This is a genomic window from uncultured Eudoraea sp., from assembly GCF_947258925.1.
Lineage (GTDB): Bacteria > Bacteroidota > Bacteroidia > Flavobacteriales > Flavobacteriaceae > Eudoraea.
The window spans coordinates 1-16,589 of sequence record NZ_CAMYKG010000045.1; the positions used below are offsets into that span (position 1 = coordinate 1).

19 protein-coding genes are annotated in these 16,589 nt (G+C 39.8%); 13 read left to right on the top strand and 6 right to left on the bottom strand.

The window, feature by feature from the left end; all coding sequences use genetic code 11:
• On the top strand, positions 1 to 139 hold a 139-nt coding region (locus Q0X77_RS13770), incomplete at its 5' end, for a family 1 glycosylhydrolase (RefSeq protein WP_297798322.1).
• A gap of 202 nt (positions 140 to 341) precedes the next feature.
• On the opposite strand, the gene Q0X77_RS13775 is transcribed toward Q0X77_RS13770, so the two are convergent.
• Positions 342 to 1,310, bottom strand: a complete 969-nt coding sequence (locus tag Q0X77_RS13775; RefSeq protein ID WP_297798299.1) for an aldo/keto reductase — start codon at positions 1,308 to 1,310, stop codon at positions 342 to 344.
• 184 nt (positions 1,311 to 1,494) lie between these two features.
• On the opposite strand from Q0X77_RS13775, the gene Q0X77_RS13780 reads away from it, so the two are divergent.
• The 5 genes from Q0X77_RS13780 (at position 1,495) to Q0X77_RS13800 (ending at position 4,109) form a co-directional block, all read left to right on the top strand.
• Positions 1,495 to 1,830, top strand: coding sequence for a YtxH domain-containing protein (locus Q0X77_RS13780; RefSeq protein WP_297798300.1), 336 nt, complete (start codon positions 1,495 to 1,497; stop codon positions 1,828 to 1,830).
• The gene (locus Q0X77_RS13785; protein WP_297798301.1) at positions 1,827 to 2,174 is read left to right on the top strand and encodes a hypothetical protein; all 348 of its coding nucleotides are present in this window, start codon (positions 1,827 to 1,829) and stop codon (positions 2,172 to 2,174) included. Before Q0X77_RS13780 ends, Q0X77_RS13785 begins: the two co-directional genes overlap by 4 nt.
• Positions 2,175 to 2,384 carry a hypothetical protein gene (locus Q0X77_RS13790; RefSeq protein WP_297798302.1) on the top strand — a complete coding sequence of 70 codons (210 nt, stop codon included), beginning with the start codon at positions 2,175 to 2,177 and terminating at the stop codon, positions 2,382 to 2,384.
• Positions 2,385 to 2,524: 140 nt separating this feature from the next.
• Positions 2,525 to 3,343: a DUF1080 domain-containing protein gene (locus tag Q0X77_RS13795; protein ID WP_297798303.1), complete on the top strand. Its 819-nt coding sequence runs from the start codon at positions 2,525 to 2,527 to the stop codon at positions 3,341 to 3,343.
• 13 nt (positions 3,344 to 3,356) lie between these two features.
• On the top strand, positions 3,357 to 4,109 hold the full coding sequence (locus Q0X77_RS13800) for an SDR family oxidoreductase (protein ID WP_297798304.1): 753 nt from the start codon (positions 3,357 to 3,359) through the stop codon (positions 4,107 to 4,109).
• Positions 4,110 to 4,125: 16 nt separating this feature from the next.
• Here Q0X77_RS13800 and Q0X77_RS13805 read toward each other — a convergent pair whose 3' ends face one another.
• The 3 genes from Q0X77_RS13805 to Q0X77_RS13815 form a co-directional block, all read right to left on the bottom strand.
• Complete coding sequence (locus Q0X77_RS13805; protein WP_297798305.1) at positions 4,126 to 4,626, bottom strand: c-type cytochrome; 501 nt, start codon at positions 4,624 to 4,626, stop codon at positions 4,126 to 4,128.
• Positions 4,627 to 4,632: 6 nt separating this feature from the next.
• Entirely contained in the window at positions 4,633 to 5,949 is a 1,317-nt protein-coding gene (locus tag Q0X77_RS13810) for a PQQ-dependent sugar dehydrogenase (RefSeq protein ID WP_297798306.1), read from the bottom strand.
• Between the two features lie 106 nt (positions 5,950 to 6,055).
• The gene (locus tag Q0X77_RS13815) at positions 6,056 to 7,171 is read right to left on the bottom strand and encodes a Gfo/Idh/MocA family oxidoreductase (RefSeq protein WP_297798307.1); all 1,116 of its coding nucleotides are present in this window, start codon (positions 7,169 to 7,171) and stop codon (positions 6,056 to 6,058) included.
• Positions 7,172 to 7,359: 188 nt separating this feature from the next.
• Between Q0X77_RS13815 and Q0X77_RS13820 the strand changes: the two genes are divergently transcribed.
• The 7 genes from Q0X77_RS13820 to Q0X77_RS13850 all read left to right on the top strand — a co-directional run bounded on the left by Q0X77_RS13820 (position 7,360) and on the right by Q0X77_RS13850 (position 14,959).
• The gene (locus Q0X77_RS13820) at positions 7,360 to 7,536 is read left to right on the top strand and encodes a hypothetical protein (RefSeq protein WP_297798309.1); all 177 of its coding nucleotides are present in this window, start codon (positions 7,360 to 7,362) and stop codon (positions 7,534 to 7,536) included.
• 250 nt (positions 7,537 to 7,786) lie between these two features.
• Positions 7,787 to 8,491, top strand: coding sequence for a hypothetical protein (locus Q0X77_RS13825; protein WP_297798310.1), 705 nt, complete (start codon positions 7,787 to 7,789; stop codon positions 8,489 to 8,491).
• A 123-nt stretch (positions 8,492 to 8,614) separates the two neighbouring features.
• On the top strand, positions 8,615 to 9,889 hold the full coding sequence (locus tag Q0X77_RS13830) for an amino acid permease (protein ID WP_297798324.1): 1,275 nt from the start codon (positions 8,615 to 8,617) through the stop codon (positions 9,887 to 9,889).
• A 151-nt stretch (positions 9,890 to 10,040) separates the two neighbouring features.
• Entirely contained in the window at positions 10,041 to 11,021 is a 981-nt protein-coding gene (locus Q0X77_RS13835) for a sugar phosphate isomerase/epimerase (protein ID WP_297798311.1), read from the top strand.
• Between the two features lie 19 nt (positions 11,022 to 11,040).
• Positions 11,041 to 11,697, top strand: coding sequence for a DUF1080 domain-containing protein (locus tag Q0X77_RS13840; protein WP_297798312.1), 657 nt, complete (start codon positions 11,041 to 11,043; stop codon positions 11,695 to 11,697).
• A 59-nt stretch (positions 11,698 to 11,756) separates the two neighbouring features.
• Positions 11,757 to 13,319: an aryl-sulfate sulfotransferase gene (locus Q0X77_RS13845; RefSeq protein ID WP_297798314.1), complete on the top strand. Its 1,563-nt coding sequence runs from the start codon at positions 11,757 to 11,759 to the stop codon at positions 13,317 to 13,319.
• A gap of 224 nt (positions 13,320 to 13,543) precedes the next feature.
• Positions 13,544 to 14,959, top strand: coding sequence for a transporter substrate-binding domain-containing protein (locus tag Q0X77_RS13850; protein WP_297798316.1), 1,416 nt, complete (start codon positions 13,544 to 13,546; stop codon positions 14,957 to 14,959).
• Positions 14,960 to 15,021: 62 nt separating this feature from the next.
• On the opposite strand, the gene Q0X77_RS13855 is transcribed toward Q0X77_RS13850, so the two are convergent.
• Positions 15,022 to 15,666 carry a hypothetical protein gene (locus tag Q0X77_RS13855; protein WP_297798318.1) on the bottom strand — a complete coding sequence of 215 codons (645 nt, stop codon included), beginning with the start codon at positions 15,664 to 15,666 and terminating at the stop codon, positions 15,022 to 15,024.
• Positions 15,667 to 15,896: 230 nt separating this feature from the next.
• On the bottom strand, positions 15,897 to 16,589 hold a 693-nt coding region (locus Q0X77_RS13860), incomplete at its 5' end, for an adenylate/guanylate cyclase domain-containing protein (protein WP_297798320.1).

Genomic DNA, 16,589 nt, shown 5'->3' on the forward strand with positions numbered 1-16,589 from the left:
TTTAATTGATAATTTTGAATGGGCAGAAGGATACCATCCGAGGTTTGGGTTGGTATATGTGGATTTTGATAGCCAAAAGAGAATAATTAAGTCCTCAGGTAAATGGTTTATGGAGTTTTTGAGCGAGGATAAAAATTAATTCACAAGACAATTGGAAACTAAAAAAGCAGATGTCCCCACCTGCTTTTATAAACTAACTCAAACTACATAAAATAAATAAGAACGTTTCCTTTTAAAGGCTTCCCAAAAATACATGGCATATTCAATCCTGACGTTAAGTTAATTGAAAGAATAGGTTACCATTTCTTATTTTAAATACCTTGTCAAAAAAAAGACCTCAATCATATTTTCTTTATCCTCCAATCCAAGATCTTTTCTATTGCTTCAATTTGGGCCCTGGACAATGTAAGTTCACTGGCTTTGGCAGTTTCCTGAATCTGCTCGGGGTTCCGGGCGCCTACAATTGCCGAGGTCATCTCTTTGTTCCGTAATACCCAGGCCAATGAAAGTTGGGCCAGGCTAATCTTTTTTTCATCAGCAATCTTGGTTAGTTGTTCTATTACCTCAAGGTTTATACTCAATTGGGGTTCCATAAAAAACGGATGTCTGCTTCGCCAATCCGAGTCGGGAAGGGCCATTGCTCTTTCCCTGGTAAATTTCCCGGTGAGCAATCCCGCTTGCATAGGGCTGTAGGCAATAATCCCGATCTGGTTGGTGCCGCAATATGCCATAATTTCTTCTTCAATCTCACGGCGAAACATACTATAAGGCGGTTGCAATGAAGTGATAGGGTGTATTGCCTGTGCCCTTTTTAATTGTTCCAGACTAAAATTAGAAACCCCTCCATATCTGATTTTACCTTCTTTTATAAGATCAGCTACGGTTCCCCATCCTTCTTCTATCTCTTCATCCGGTTCTGGCCAATGAATCTGGTATAGATCAATCACATCTATAGCCAAACGTTTCAAGCTTGCATCTACCTCCCTCCTTATACTGTCTGACCGCAGCGATTTTCCAATCTCCCGGCTATTCCCTACCCAAACGCGCCCACATTTGGTAGCAATGATCAATTCATTCCTGATGCCTTTAATTGCCCTTCCTACAACTTCTTCAGCATGGCCATGTCCGTAGATAGCTGCTGTATCTATCCAATTGATCCCCTGATCCATTGCTTTATGAATAGCCTTTATAGAATTCGAATCATCCTGAGGACCCCAACCAAATTTCCAATCTCCACCACCCATCGCCCAGGTTCCTAATCCTATAGTAGTTAAATCAAGGTTGCTATCGCCCAATTTTCTTGTTTGCATAACTACGAGTTTAATACTAATAAAGATACTTAACCCTTTTCAGATTTCTACTTGGGGTTTAAGGAATTTTTGCATGGATATCTGCTATAAGAAATTAAACTGGTTGATAGTTTTTAGGGGGTTGTAAGAGATTAAATCCCAATGTTGTATCTTTAATCATTGATTCTAATAAAAATTTTATAGTATGGATAATTCTGGAAATACCTTAATAGGACTTATCGCTGGTACGGCAATTGGAGTTGCCTTAGGCGTACTCTTCGCACCTGATAAAGGAGAAGTAACAAGAAAAAGGCTAGCTGATGAAGCTGCTGCAGCCCAGGCCAATCTGTCTGAAACTGCTGCTGATTTAAAAGAAAAGATTAAGGACAATTTAACCTCAGATCCGAGTGCCCTGGAACATGGGATCGAGGGTCTCATCTCAAATGCAAGTTATAAGGCGGATGATATTATATCGGCATTAGAAAAAAAACTTAAGGAATTAAAAGCCAAAAACAGAAAATTAAAAAAAACTGCTAAATGAGTGTACTTGAATCCCTGGACAAGACGTCAAGTAAAGCAGTTAACCTTGGCGAAACATATATTAATAAGACGCAGGAGTATTACGAACTAAAAGTATTTCAGCAGCTCACGGCCACTACCGCTATGTTTTGCAAAGCTGCCATAATAGGAAGTCTGAGCTTTTTGATCCTTATTTTATTGATAGTTGCAGGCACTATGGCTTTGGGCCACCTTATTGGAAATATGGTTTATGCCTGTTTAATTAGTGCAGGCATTTTATGCGCCATTGGAGTTATTGTATATGCTCTTAGATCCCATATAGAAAACATGATTATTCGTACAATGTCCAAACAATTTTTCAATTAGATGAGACAGTATAAGAATAAAAATGAAATAAATCATGACCTGAAACGCCTTAGTCTTGAAAGGCAGATTGCCTGGGAAGAAATAAAGGGTCTTAAAGAGGGTTTTAAAGAGAGTATACGACCGCATAATTGGGTTGAACCTATCTTAACTACTGCTAAACGGTACGGTATTCAATTTCTTCTTAGCTGGTTACTTAAAAAGAAAAGATAAGAAAGCTGGTTATTTGATTTTAGTTTTCGGTTTGGCATTAGCTTTGAGTTTCACCATAATGTTTAAACTGCCCTATTCCCGTGAGCTGCCATACCCTGTTTTGTTGTTGCGTTTTAAGAATATTCAAAAATTGAATTCATATGACGCGTTTCATGCTTGTTTCATCCCTCTGTCTCCTGCTAATGCAATCTTGTGGGGAGAAAAAGGCTGAATCCCAAAAGGAAGAATCTAATCCTTTTGAACAAAAAACGGTGCTGAACAATTGGCGACCTCTGTTTAACGGAACCGACTTAGATGGCTGGACAATGAAAATTTTCGGGCACCCTTTAGGTGAAAATTTTGGAAATACTTTTCGGGTTTCCGATGGAATTTTGAGCATACGCTATGACGCTTATGGAGACGATTTCAAGAATAGGTTCGGCGCATTATACTTTAATGAGGAATTAGCTGATTACCGTTTAAAAGTAGAATATAGGTTTGTAGGTGAAACTGCCCCCGGTGCACCTGATTGGGGGTTTAGAGATAGTGGGGTCCAATTTCATTCCCAGTCCCCGGCCTCTTTAAAAGCCGATCAGCCATTTCCGGTTTCCCTCGAATATAATCTGCATGGCGGCAACGGAACGGATGAAAGACCGGTTGGAGCAATTTGTGCCAATGGTATGTTTGTGACCTTAAACGGGCAGCAAAATACAAGCTATTGCACCCCTCCCCTGGTACAAAGAACCTTTCATGGTGATCAATGGGTGACCATGGAAATAGATGTTAAGGATGGTAAAATAACGCATTATGTAAATGGGGAAGAAATTCTGAGTTATTCTAACCCTGTCTATAATCCAGAACATGAGATAGCCAAAACCCTTATTGTTGACGGGGATTCAGTAGTTAAAAACGGATATATATCCTTGCAGTCTAATAGTCATCCCATAGACTTTAGGAAGATAGAACTTTTGAGGTATTAAATTCAGATCAAAGATGATCAATAAATCAAAAATTGCGATTGTAACCGGTGCAGGTTCCGGTATTGGGAGAGCCGTAGCAATTGCTTTAAATAAAGATGGATGGACAGTCGTTCTGGCTGGCAGGGGTGAAAAAAACCTATCAGAAACTGCAGCGCTATGTAATGTGACCCACACATTGGTAGTACCAACGGATGTTAAAGAGCCGCTGAGTGTCAAAAATCTTTTTGCCCAAACACTAAAGGCCTATGGTCGCCTGGATTTGCTTTTCAACAATGCAGGGGTAAGTGCTCCTGTAAAGCCAATGGAGGAACTGACTGTAGATGAATGGAAACATGTAATCGATACTAATTTAAATGGGGTATTTTTCTGTACACAGGAGGCGTTCCGAATCATGAAATCCCAGGACCCTATAGGGGGGCGTATCATAAATAATGGTTCCCTTTCGGCACATGTACCAAGGCCTTTCTCAGCTCCCTATACCGCAAGTAAACATGCCGTAACGGGTTTAACCAGATCTACTTCGTTGGATGGCAGGGCCTACAATATTGCCTGCGGGCAAATTGATATTGGGAATTCGAAAAGTGAAATGACAAAAAAAATAGAAAAAGGAACACTACAGGCCGATGGTTCCTACAAAACAGAACCTACAATAAGCCCTGAAGATGTAGGCCGTACTATAGTTTATATGGCAAGTTTACCCCTAAATACCAATGTTCCTTTTCTTACGATAATGGCCAACCAAATGCCCTATATTGGCAGGGGTTAATATGTGAACAATACATTTATTTTTTATTTGCTGATCTATATGCGGCCACTTCACTCGCTGTAATGGGTTCTGCTTTATTTCCAAAACTATTTCGAATATAAGATGCTACATTAGCTATTTCTTCATCACCCAACATTCCATAACCCTGCATTACATTGGCATATTCAGATTTATTACCTTCCAGTTGCGCTTCAGATCCCTTAATAATAATCTCTAACAAGGTATTTTTGTCACCCAGCACATAGTCCGTTTTTATAAGAGGAGGGTTTAATCCGGGTACCCCCCCGCCATTGGCCTGGTGACAGGTTAAGCATACCTGTCTATATACTTTCTTACCTTCTGCAAGATAAGGCGGCAGTTTAGCCTTGGTAGCAGGTTTTGGGACATTTTGTATTTCAGTAATTGTGGAAGCTTCCTTCTTCTTTGCGGCAGTATTACAACTATTCAACAAAAAAATTGCGGTAAGCACAATAAGAAACCCTGGAATGGTATCCTTTAGCAATCTGTTTTTAAGCATATTTCCCTATTCTTTAGTATAAACAATCCTGAACAAAGTCCCTCCGGAATCATCTGATACGTATAGAGAACCATCAGGGCCCTGGGCCAAACCGGTAGGCCTGTGTTTTGCCTCACTTGGGGAAAAAACCTCTTCTAGTCCGGCGAAGCCATCAGCAAAAACCTGCCATTCCCCACTGGGTTTTCCATTCATAAATGGCACAAAGGCAACTAAAAACCCTTCCTGTTTTTCAGGTGCCCGGTTCCAGGAACCATGAAAAGCAATAAAAGCACCATTTTTGTATTCCTCCGGGAACATTTCCCCGGTATAGAAAAGAAGGGCGTTAGGTGCTATATGGGCAGGAAAAGTAGCGATAGGATCTATGGCATTTTCCCCTGCTGTTTTTATGCCATCTCCCCCATACTCGGGAGATAATATTTTCTTATTCTGATAATGATCATAATAAATATAAGGCCATCCGGCATCGTCACCTTCATTAATAATGTACATGGTTTCTGCAGGTAAGTTGGCTGAAGTCTTTTGGTCAAAAAGATCGGGGTAGAGTGTATTCAACTGATCTCTTCCATGTTGTGTAACTACCAGCTTGTTTAGTTTGAAATTCCAATCGAGACCTACCACATTGCGTAAGCCGGTAGCATATCTCTTCCCTTCGGCATAGGACTGTTTAAATTTATCTGCCCGGAATTGCCAAACACCTCCGGCAGAATCGAGTATCGCGCAAGGCATTACCCCGGGAGAACCTAAAGTGCGGTCTTCCTCCTGGCATGCATTGGAATACGCACCTATATTCACATAAATATTTCCATCGCCATCAAGTGTAAATGATTTTGTGGCATGGGTTCTGTAGGCTACCAATTTGGTAATCAGTGTATCAGGCGTCATAGGGTTTGTTACTTCGCCATTCGCGTCCAGTTCATACCTGAAAATTTCCTCATCGGAAGAAGCGTATAAATAATCTTCGTCCAAATAGATTCCAGTTCCGCCATAATCCGCAAAACCTTTTTTTTCGTCAGCTACACCATCACCATCCCGGTCTTCGAGGTAAAGAATACCTTCACCATCGATTGGTTTTCTCAACTTGAGGTAGATGGCCCCGTTAGAATTAACTGCAATATGACGTGGAGCCCCCAGGGAATCTGCCACCTTTATTACTCCGAAACCATCAGGCACCTTAATCCCTGCGTTATCAGCGCTTATGGCCAAAGCGGGCCTCCCCTCAGTATTTTCCTGTTTTTGCCTGCAGGCAGAAAATGCCAGTAGTACAATGCTAAAAAAAAGGAATTTTGTAATTAGATCATGTAATTTCTGTGAATTTCCGAACATACTATTTGAATTTATGGTCCCTAAATGTATACAATTTTATCCCCTTCTATATTTAAGATACAGATATTCCGAAAATCATTTATAGGGAGATTTATTTTTAAGGAAATCAAGATGAGGTCAAAGCTATCTTTTTTCCTGATTTTGCTGCCTTATATATGGCATCTATAATTTTCATGTCTTTCACGCCTTCTTCACCATCTACCGGAATCACAGGCTGTTTGTTTTCCAATAATATACCTGCCATTTCATCCATTTGAACAGTCTGATGCGTAATATGAGGATCCGTGAGTTCCCCCTTATGTGTGCGGGCTTTGATTGGTCCGTAACCCGTAGACGGCTGCATTTCTGCCCAACCTTCTATACCTGCAAGGTAAAATCTATCCAGATGGTTTACGGCATAGGTAGAAAGGCAGGAGGCCACAGCGCCACCGGGAAATCCCATTTGAAACTGAATGGTCTCATCTATTCCTTCCTTGAATTTAACGGGATCGTTTTTAGTCTCCTGTGCGGTGACCCAAATAGGTTCTTCGCCTATCATATAACGTGCCCCATTAATGGAATAGATACCAATATCCATCATTGCCCCACCTCCTGATAGTTTTTTATTCAATCTCCATTGATTGGGATCTCCAATTATAAAGCCCGATTGCCCCTGGAAGAAAATAATTTTTCCAAATTCTCCATTCTTTCTCATTCCGACTATTTTGAGGGTTTTGGCTTCGAAATGCATGCGATATCCAATTAACAATTTAACATTGGCGGCCTTACAGGCGTCTACCATCTGCTGGCCCTCTTTGGCGTTTATGCCCATTGGCTTTTCGCAGATAACATGTTTCCCAGCCCTGGCAACCCGCAGGGTAAACTCACAATGCAGACCGTTTGGAGTAATAATATAAACCGCATCAATATCCGGGTTATCCTTTATGTTATCAAAATTTTTATAATTGTAGCAATTTTTATCCGGGATATCATACTTTGACTGCCACCTGGTAACTTTTGAAGGTGTTCCACTAATTACTCCCACCAGTTTGGCTTTCCTGCAGCTTTGCATTGCTTCTGCTACCCGTGTTCCGTAACTACCTAAGCCCATAATGGCAACCCGTAATAGCGGGCCGTTGTAAGGGCCGTTAGCATAGGCAAAAAGATTGCTTGAATTTAATAAAACCGGCAATCCCAGGGCCGAAGTGGAAATTTTTCGTACAAATTCTCTGCGCGAGCTCATATAGTTATTTTTTTCAATGCATATAAACTTAAGCATTAATTTAATTGATCGCTAAATCAATTAAAAAATATGTATTTGAACTCCTTATACCTCATTGAAAGATTCGTTGAAACTTAATTTGTTAAGAATTTGTTAAATACTTTAAATATCACTAGCTTTATAGCACCAACTTTAAGATAAATATTTTTATGGAAGCTTCAGAAAAATTACTTTCGGCCCGGATTCTAACAGTAGTACTATCTACCTTACTTATTGCTGTAGTCATTCTTTTTTATAAGGAGTATGTCCCGGAATTACTTCTAAAGGCTGAGCATGCTATAGCTGCTTCCATGGGTAATATTGACTCTACTGTTGCCGCCAGGTAAATAGTGACTTTCATCTAATTTTTAAATTCATTATTCGTATTAAACGCGTTGATTCTTCACGCCCTTTCCTGAATTCTCCCCTCCTGCCAAGTATTGGTATCAACTTAAATCCCAAACCGACCGCCTTTTGTGGAATTGTTGGGATACAATAGTAAAAGTTACCAATGTAATAACTTGTATTTTACGTGTTTATAGACTATAAACGGTTTTTTTTAAGTACCTTTTAAAAAACAACTAAAACCAAAACAAAATGAAAAAATTAATTCTTTGTGCGCTACTCACTGTAGCATTTTCTATTAACGCGCAGGAGTCCTATTGGACCTACTACAATTTTAGTGTTGAACCGCAAAATGAGGCGGCAGTACTAAAACTTGTAGAAGACTATTTCAAGGAACATAAACAAGAAGGTGTTACCGTTCGATTTTTCGAAAATCACTTTACAGACAGTGATAATAACTATAGCCACTCCATTGGATTTTCGGGTTCCTTAGACGCCTTGGGAAATCAATATTCCGGAGCTCAGAGTGATTCCTGGGATTTGTTTTTAACACGGGTAAATCAGCTTATCGAAAGTTCATTTAGCTCTTCCATGGGATCAATAATATCCACTTATGGAGCACTGGACACCCTCTATCCAATTCAAAACTATGTATATCTCCATGTCAATGATACGGATGCTTTTTTAAAGGAACGGGAAAAATACTTTTCGAGTTTTAACTCGGATGTCAGGCTTACCGTTTTAGGGAATATCTCTTCGGGTCGTTCTCCGCACGGCGAGACACATATGGTAATTATGGGGTATAAAGATTTTAAGTCAGCTATGGCGGGCATGGATGCCCTTCTTAGCCCGGATCAGGTTGAAATCCGCAGGAAAGCCTGGAAAGAATTTGGTGAAAATAATGGTGGGGTTTCTGTAATACGCACAGGCACAAGGATCCTATTAGGTAAATGGTAATATCTTCTATTTAAAATAAATACCCCTTACATATTAAGGGGTTTTTTTATATTTAAGTAGTTCATGGCCTCTAGATGAACAATTAAAGTTTAAACCATAAATCTGAAAAAGAAAAAGAACAAGATTGGCTGGAAAGTAGCTGCCGCCCTCGTGGTTGCCAATATGATTGGAACAGGGGTGTTCACAAGCCTGGGGTTTCAACTTCAGGATGTGACCAATACGTGGTCCATTCTATTCCTTTGGACTTTGGGAGGCTTCATGGCAATTATTGGTGCCTTTTGCTACGCCGAGATTGGAAGTGCTATCAATAAATCTGGCGGGGAGTATATATTCCTTTCCAAATTGTTTAATCCATTGGTCGGGTATCTTTCCGGCTGGATTTCACTGACTGTTGGATTCGCCGCCCCGGTAGCGCTTGCCGCAATGGCATTGGGGGCCTATTTAGGAAATGTGCTGCAGGTGAACAACACCCTTCTGGCCGTATCGGTTATAGTGCTAATATCTTTTATTCACTCCTTCAGCCTTAATGTGAGCAGTAAATTTCAATCTTATGCCAGCTGGTTTAAGGTATTGCTAATCCTCATTCTTATCCTAATCGGACTATATTATCCCCAAAGTGATTCTGCACTTAACTTTACCAACTCCTGGACGATGGAAATAGTAAGCCCCTCATTTGCCATAGCCTTTGTATATGTAACTTATTCCTACACCGGATGGAATGCTGCATCATACATTATTGAGGAGATAGATAAGCCACGGATAAACCTCCCCAAGGCACTTCTCCGCGGGACCCTCCTTGTTACCTTCCTATACGTTTTTATGCAGTTTGTTTTCTTAAAGCACGGGACACTGCCTGATTTAAAAGGGCAACTGGACATTGGACATGTATATGCAACCAATCTATTTGGTAGCCAGGGCTCTAAAACCATTAATATTCTAATTTCCTTCTTTTTGATTTCAAGTATAAGTGCTATGACCTGGGTAGGACCTCGAGTATCCCTTGCTATGAGCAAGGATTTTAAGATATGGCAATTCCTGCAGAGAAAGAATAAGAACAATCTTCCTGTGACAGCAGTTTGGTTTCAGGCATTATTGAGTATATCCTACGTAATTACGGGGACCTTTGAAAGTGTATTGCTTTACTGTGGATTTATTTTACAACTAAATGCAGCCCTTACCGTTTCCGGAGTGTTTGTACTGCGCAAAAGAAAACCTGCGACGCCTTTTTTTAAAGCCCCTTTATATCCCCTATTGCCCCTTTTCTTCTGCCTGCTCAGTATTTGGATATTTGTTTATCTGATTATTGATAGACCTGTGGAAAGTATGATTGGGCTGCTAATCCTGGCCATCGGAGTTCTCACTTATTTTATCAATAAAAAGATTTCTAATTCTTCCTGAAAGGAGATTTCAATTTCGGTTTAAGTATAAATTGGTTATCTTAAAACGCCGGGTAATCGTCGCATAAATAATGTAATGTCAGTCTGTTTTATTCCAAAATCTGCCGTGACCTGATAAGTTGGTGTTGGATAACCGAATTAGTTTTTGAAAAATGAAAAATAAAATTTCCAGAAGAAAAGCAATTACAACAAGTCTCAAGGTTTCATTGGCGGCTATGGGAGGGTATGCATTTAATTCCAAAGAGACTAAGCAATCTTACAAGGAAAACAGCTCGTCAAATAAGAAACTACCAATCAGGATTAGCTTAAATACCTCCACACTTTTGCATTACAAACTGGATGTTGATGTGCAAATTGATATGGTTGCTGATGCCGGGTTTGGCGGAGTGGAATTGTGGATGCGAGACATAAAAGCATATCTGGACAAAGGTGGTAAATCTGACCACTTAAAAAGAAAATTGGACAACAGAGGGCTAATTCTGGAAAACATAATCGGCTTTTCAAAATGGTGCAGCGATCTGCCCGAGGAAAGGGAGAAAGCCCTTGAACAATTGCGGGAGGAGATGATGATTATTGCTGCTTTGGGAGGCAAATATATAGCCGCACCGGTACAGGGGTTAAATTCCCTTGATGGGACAAAGTTTCCTGAATATTCGGAAAGATATAACGCTATTCTCGAACTGGGTGATGAAACCGGGGTAACCCCAATACTGGAACTTTGGGGCATGGGTGCACTTAACAAGGTGTCAGATTGTGCCCGGATTGTAATTGCTACCGGGCATCCTAAAGCAACGATGCTGTTGGATTTTTATCATATCTACCGCGGCGGAAATGATTGGGATACCATTGATATTCTAAATGGAAAAAGGCTGCCGGTTATTCATATCAATGACTACCCATCGAGTCCATCCTATGATTTGTTAAAAGATTCGGACAGGGTACTGCCCGGGAAAGGCGTATGCCCTTTTGATGTAGTTATCCCCAAATTATATAACGCAGGTTTTAGGGGTGGCTTCTCCGTTGAACTTTTCAATAAAGAATACTGGGCTACCATGGACGCAAAAACGATGCTACAACAAAGTTATAAGTATACATATGAAGTGGTTGAAAAAGCGCTCGAAAAGACCCTCTAAATTTTAAAATTACATCACAATGAAACATGGTTTAAAATATGTATTTATCCTACTGATTAATCTGGGATTTTTAATTCCGGTCAGGGGACAGGAAATGCAAGGGGATACTGCTAAAGATTGGATTTCACTTTTTAATGGTAAAGACCTTGCTGGTTGGAAAGCTGGTGTGAATGCTTCAACTTTTTCTGTAGAAGATGGTACTATCAAAGTTGCGGGAGACCGGGCTCACTTATTTTATGTGGGTGAAGTTGAGAACCATAATTTTAAGAATTTTGAATTTGAGGCAAAAGTAATGACTAAGCCGGGGGCAAATTCCGGCATTTATTTTCACACCAAATTCCAGGAAGATGGATGGCCTACTTATGGTTATGAAGCTCAGGTAAATAATAGTCAAGGCGACTGGAAACGAACCGGAAGTTTGTACAATATAGTTGATATTAAAGAAAACTACGCTTCAGATAATGAGTGGTATACCGAATATGTAAAAGTAGAAGGCAAACGGATTATCATTAAAATCAATGATATTGTGGTTGTCGATTATACTGAGCCGGAGAATCCTTTCCGCAAAGGCGAGGGTATATACCGGGTGCTCAGTACAGGTACTTTCGCTTTGCAGGGCCATGATCCCGGAAGTGTCGTTTTTTATAAAGATATCAAGGTAAGACCTTTACCCTGATTCGCCGTAAAAATTGTACATTACACAGTACTAGTAATTGTTACATAAAACCAACCACCTTGAAAAAAATTCAAAACTACCTTATTGCCTTTATTTTGGTGGGTATCCTTGCCCATTGCACTGATAAAAAACCCACAGTCGAAGAAACTAGTAATAAAGACCGTAATATGTTCGGACTTTATATCCCGCGTGGTTTAACAAAAACTACGGAAGGCCTTGTTCCAGGTTATGCGTTGTTCAGACCGGCAAATTCAGCTTCGGTATATCTGGTTAACCGGAAAGGAAAAGTAGTGCACGAATGGAAAGGAAATTATGAGGTAAACAGTTTTTATTTAAACGAAGATGGTTCACTCACACTGCTTTCAGTAGATCCGGATTTTCCTGTATTTGGTGGTGGCGGTAATGCCGGTAGGATACAAAAGATCAGTTGGGACAGTAAGATGCTTTGGGACTTTGAATACGCCACTGAAGAATATCTTACGCATCATGACATAGCTGTAATGCCTAATGGTAATATTTTAGCCATTGCCTGGGAAGCAATGACCGCGGAAGAGGTTTTAAAGGCTGGGAGGAAACCTGAATTTACCCCTAAGGCAGGGCTTTGGCCAGATAAAATAATTGAAATAAAACCTATGGGCAAAAATGGGGCTGAGATTGTCTGGGAATGGCATATCTGGGATCATTTAATACAGGATTATGATGAAACAAAAGATAATTACGGGGATGTTGCAGCGCATCCCGAACTTCTCGACATCAACAAAGACGGGGAAATACCACCACTTATTTCCCATGATAGTATGGCAGTATTGCATAAATTAAAAAGGGCATGGCGGAACCAAACCGTAGAAAACAGAGGAGCCGATGTTTATCATTTTAATGCTATTGACTACAATCCGAAACTCGATCAGATTGTCTTTAGCTCCCCGAACTTGGATGAAATTTTTATAATTGACCACAGCACAACCACGGAAGAAGCCGCGGGTCACAGTGGAGGCGCAATGGGCCTCGGTGGGGACTTTTTATACCGTTGGGGAAATCCTGGAAATTATAATCATGGGGATTCCACCGATCAGAAATTATATGGTCAGCATGATGCGCGCTGGATTGAAAAAGGACTACCCGGGGCTGGCAATCTTACAGTCTTCAATAATGACGTTCCCATGGGGCCTGATAGCCTTGATTATTCTGCTGTTTATGAATTGGAAACGCCAATGGATAGTGAAGGAAATTATGTTAGGGAAGAAGATGGTAAATTTGGACCAAAGGAACCCATTTGGAAATATATAGCTCCGGATACACTTTCTTTTTATGGTAGTTTTATATCAGGAGCACAACGGATGAAAAATGGAAATACATTTATCAATGAAGGACCCAAAGGTCGCTTTTTTGAGGTCACACCTGAAGGGGAAATTGTCTGGGAATATTTGAATCCCTATCGTGGGAATATACATCATTCTGACGGGGAACCCGTTTCACCTATACCATTGGCATACTGGCAATTCAGATCGAATTTTATCCCTGCAGATCATCCGGCTTTAAAAGAAAAGGAATTAAAACCTCTGGATCCTCAACCCGAGCCATTTGTAATGCTGCCTCCTGCCAAAGAGGATAAGAAAGAATGATTTATTGTCCTAAATTCAATTCAAAGAAATCTCAGGACTTGCTTTTGTGTTATTTAACAGTGGGATAAAACAACGAAGGGGATGCTTTGAGTGGGACACAACTGAGTTTAATTTCACTCCTATTTTTGGCATATAAGCCTTTGGAATGCCGTAGTGTAAAAAGCGGGGGTCAATTGCATAATAAAATTCTTTTATATATTTAGACTATTCAGGGATAGCCCGTTATGACAAAAAGAATAGGAATTCTTATTATCTGTTGCCTTTATCTGAGCGCTTGCCAGACGAAAAAAAAAGACCTTTTAGAAGCTCAGGTTTACAGGGATTTAGAGGAAATTGCTGAGGACGGAAAACTAAAAGCCCTGATCACATATAGCGCTACGAGTTACTTTTTGTATCGGGGACAAACAATGGGCTATGAATACGAATTACTGAACCGTCTTGCCAAGAAATTAAACCTGGAATTGGAACTAAAAGTATCCAGAAATCTCGATGAGATGCTGGATGAGCTTAACAACTGCGATGTAGATATCGTTGCGCACGGTCTGGCTATCACACAAGAAAGAAAAAAGGTGGTTGCATTTAGTGATTATTTATACCTTACAAAACAGGTTTTGGTTCAGAGGAAGCCCGATAATTGGCGAAAACTGACAGTTGATAATATTAAGGCATCCATGATCCAGGACCCTGTTGAACTCATTGGAGATACCGTAAGTGTAAGAGCAAATTCATCCTATTTTAAGCGAATGATTAATTTGTCTAAGGAAATTGGAGGCAATATCATTATAGATACCCTCGAAGGCGCGCTCTCCACAGATGAAATCATTAAGCAGGTGGTTGATAAAAAAATAAAATATACTATAGCCGATGGAAATCTGGCCAGGATCAATGCCTCACACTACCCCATTCTCGACGTTAACATCCCGGTGAGCTTTTCCCAGCGCATCTCCTGGGCTGTAAGGAAAAGTTCGCCCAAACTCCTGGAAGCCATAAATAATTGGATTGAAGAGGAAAAACAAGGTTTAGATTATTACGTTATTTACAACAAGTACTTCAAGAATAAACGGAGTTTTAAACGACGTGCAAAAAGTGACTTTTACAGTTTAAATAATAATCAGATAAGTTCATATGACAACCTTATCAAATCTAACGCCACAGCACTTGGTTGGGATTGGCGCTTACTGGCTTCATTAATCTATCAGGAATCACAATTTCAAGCAGGGGATACCTCCTGGGCAGGAGCAAAAGGTTTAATGCAGATGATGCCGTCAACAGCAAAAGAACTTGGGATCAAGGACAGGGAAAACCCGGAGGAAAGCCTACGCGGAGGGACCGCTTACCTGGAGCGGCTTTATAAGAATTTTGAGCCCGTTAAAGATTCGGTACAACGAATTAAGTTTACCATGGCTTCCTATAATTGCGGGTACCAGCATGTGAAGGATGCCCAAAACCTGGCTGAATTTTACGGGCTTGATAAATACACCTGGGACAATAACGTAGATAAAATGATTTTAGCCCTTAGCGATCCGAAAAACTATAATCATGAGATTGTACAATATGGCTATGTCAGGGGTGTGGAAACCTATGACTATGTCAAGGAGATCTTTAGCAGATATAATCTGTACAGTTCTTTAGTAAACTAATATTGGAATTCTAAAAAATCTATTCATAATATTAAATGCTAATAAAGATTTTAAGCCTGTACTTATTTTTCAGTTTGGTATAAATCAGCCAGTTTATAGATTAGAAAATTAATGATGTCCGCATCACTTTTCCCATCGAGATACATCTTATAGGCAATCCCGGCCTGTTCCTCTTTAAAAAATTTCAAATCGTCCGAGCCGTATTCGCTAAAGGCATTCCAGGATTTAAGGCCCTGAAGTATTTCCCTGTGGGCAACATATCTTTTCCTGGCAAGTTCCAAATTTTTTTTATAGTCTTTGTTATTGTGATTTTCCAATTCTGCTTTTTGAGAACTTAATCTTAAATAGTCTTGTTCAATCCTGTAATCTGCTTCTTCAGCCTCTGCTATTATCTTAAAATAGGCCCGTGAAATCAGGGAATTGTACTTTTGCTCAAAAGAAGCATAAGCAAGGGTTTCATCATTAATATTTCCTTCAAGGATACCCGGATCTTCTGTACTTGAATAATATTCTTTGGCATCATCAGTTGCGTAAAAATCAACTTTTTTTAACGATCTCTTCCAGGCTTCAGATTTTACAGTTTCCTTCCATAGCCTTCGGTATTCTCTTTTAAAATTAGTCTGCGATGAAGTACATCCCGCAAACAAAGTGATCAAAAGAAAAAAACTAAAAACCGGAACAATTGTATGTACTCCTGCTTTTCTCATTATAGGGAAAATCTTGTTTATGCAAGAGTAGCTAGTAGCATGGATGTTATGGAAAAGGGGAAGGTTTAAAACCTGTGGCAATATAATAAAGAAATCCCATTTCTATCCTAAAATTATGCCAGGAAGACACTTAAAACAGATTAGCTAACCACTATTTAAACTAACTTTTGAATTTCTGTAAGATGCGCAGGAGATAAACGAACCCTTTTTTAAGGAAGAAAAAGGGATTTTCAGGCCGGTTGCGGTATTGGTTTCTTTACATAATACATTTTCATCATGCCTTTATGTTTAACTTTAATTTTGCCCCTGTATTCACATTCAAATTCATCTTTTATCAATTCATAGGTGTTTTCAGAGATATTTATTTTACCTGTTTCTGAATTGGATTCCATACGGGCTGCAACATTAACCGTATCTCCCCATATATCAAAAGCAAATTTTTGGGTGCCCACTACACCGGCCACCACCGGACCCGTATTAATCCCAATACGGATTTCATAAGGCATGATATCGGATTGTTCCTTATTTTGGACTTCCTCAATAATGTCTACTATTTCAAAAGCAGCGTGTACCATTTTACTGGCATGATTTTCTTTATTTAAATGTATTCCCCCTGTACACATATAGGCATCTCCTATGGTCTTAATTTTTTCCAGGCCATATTTGTCCATGACTTCATCAAACTTTGAGAAATAGTAATCTACGCTGCGCACCAAATTTTCCGGACTTAAGTTTACCGATGCCCGTGAAAAGTCTTTAAAATCTGTAAATAAAACAGTGACCGATTGAAATTTTTTAGCTTCTACCTGACCCGTTTCTTTTAGTTCCTGGGCGGTTTCCTTGGGAAGGATATTGAGCAAAAGCGCATCGGACCTGTTTTTTTCCCCTTCAATAATGGTATTGGTTTCCTTTACAAAACTATA

What these genes read in the sequence shown, in the direction of transcription:
- Q0X77_RS13775 (WP_297798299.1), bottom strand. Translation starts at nt 1,310, where the DNA reads ATGCAAACAAGAAAATTGGGCGATAGCAACCTTGATTTAACTACTATA.
- Q0X77_RS13780 (WP_297798300.1), top strand. Translation starts at nt 1,495, where the DNA reads ATGGATAATTCTGGAAATACCTTAATAGGACTTATCGCTGGTACGGCA.
- Q0X77_RS13785 (WP_297798301.1), top strand. Translation starts at nt 1,827, where the DNA reads ATGAGTGTACTTGAATCCCTGGACAAGACGTCAAGTAAAGCAGTTAAC.
- Q0X77_RS13790 (WP_297798302.1), top strand. Translation starts at nt 2,175, where the DNA reads ATGAGACAGTATAAGAATAAAAATGAAATAAATCATGACCTGAAACGC.
- Q0X77_RS13795 (WP_297798303.1), top strand. Translation starts at nt 2,525, where the DNA reads ATGACGCGTTTCATGCTTGTTTCATCCCTCTGTCTCCTGCTAATGCAA.
- Q0X77_RS13800 (WP_297798304.1), top strand. Translation starts at nt 3,357, where the DNA reads ATGATCAATAAATCAAAAATTGCGATTGTAACCGGTGCAGGTTCCGGT.
- Q0X77_RS13805 (WP_297798305.1), bottom strand. Translation starts at nt 4,626, where the DNA reads ATGCTTAAAAACAGATTGCTAAAGGATACCATTCCAGGGTTTCTTATT.
- Q0X77_RS13810 (WP_297798306.1), bottom strand. Translation starts at nt 5,949, where the DNA reads ATGTTCGGAAATTCACAGAAATTACATGATCTAATTACAAAATTCCTT.
- Q0X77_RS13815 (WP_297798307.1), bottom strand. Translation starts at nt 7,171, where the DNA reads ATGAGCTCGCGCAGAGAATTTGTACGAAAAATTTCCACTTCGGCCCTG.
- Q0X77_RS13820 (WP_297798309.1), top strand. Translation starts at nt 7,360, where the DNA reads ATGGAAGCTTCAGAAAAATTACTTTCGGCCCGGATTCTAACAGTAGTA.
- Q0X77_RS13825 (WP_297798310.1), top strand. Translation starts at nt 7,787, where the DNA reads ATGAAAAAATTAATTCTTTGTGCGCTACTCACTGTAGCATTTTCTATT.
- Q0X77_RS13835 (WP_297798311.1), top strand. Translation starts at nt 10,041, where the DNA reads ATGAAAAATAAAATTTCCAGAAGAAAAGCAATTACAACAAGTCTCAAG.
- Q0X77_RS13840 (WP_297798312.1), top strand. Translation starts at nt 11,041, where the DNA reads ATGAAACATGGTTTAAAATATGTATTTATCCTACTGATTAATCTGGGA.
- Q0X77_RS13850 (WP_297798316.1), top strand. Translation starts at nt 13,544, where the DNA reads ATGACAAAAAGAATAGGAATTCTTATTATCTGTTGCCTTTATCTGAGC.
- Q0X77_RS13855 (WP_297798318.1), bottom strand. Translation starts at nt 15,666, where the DNA reads ATGAGAAAAGCAGGAGTACATACAATTGTTCCGGTTTTTAGTTTTTTT.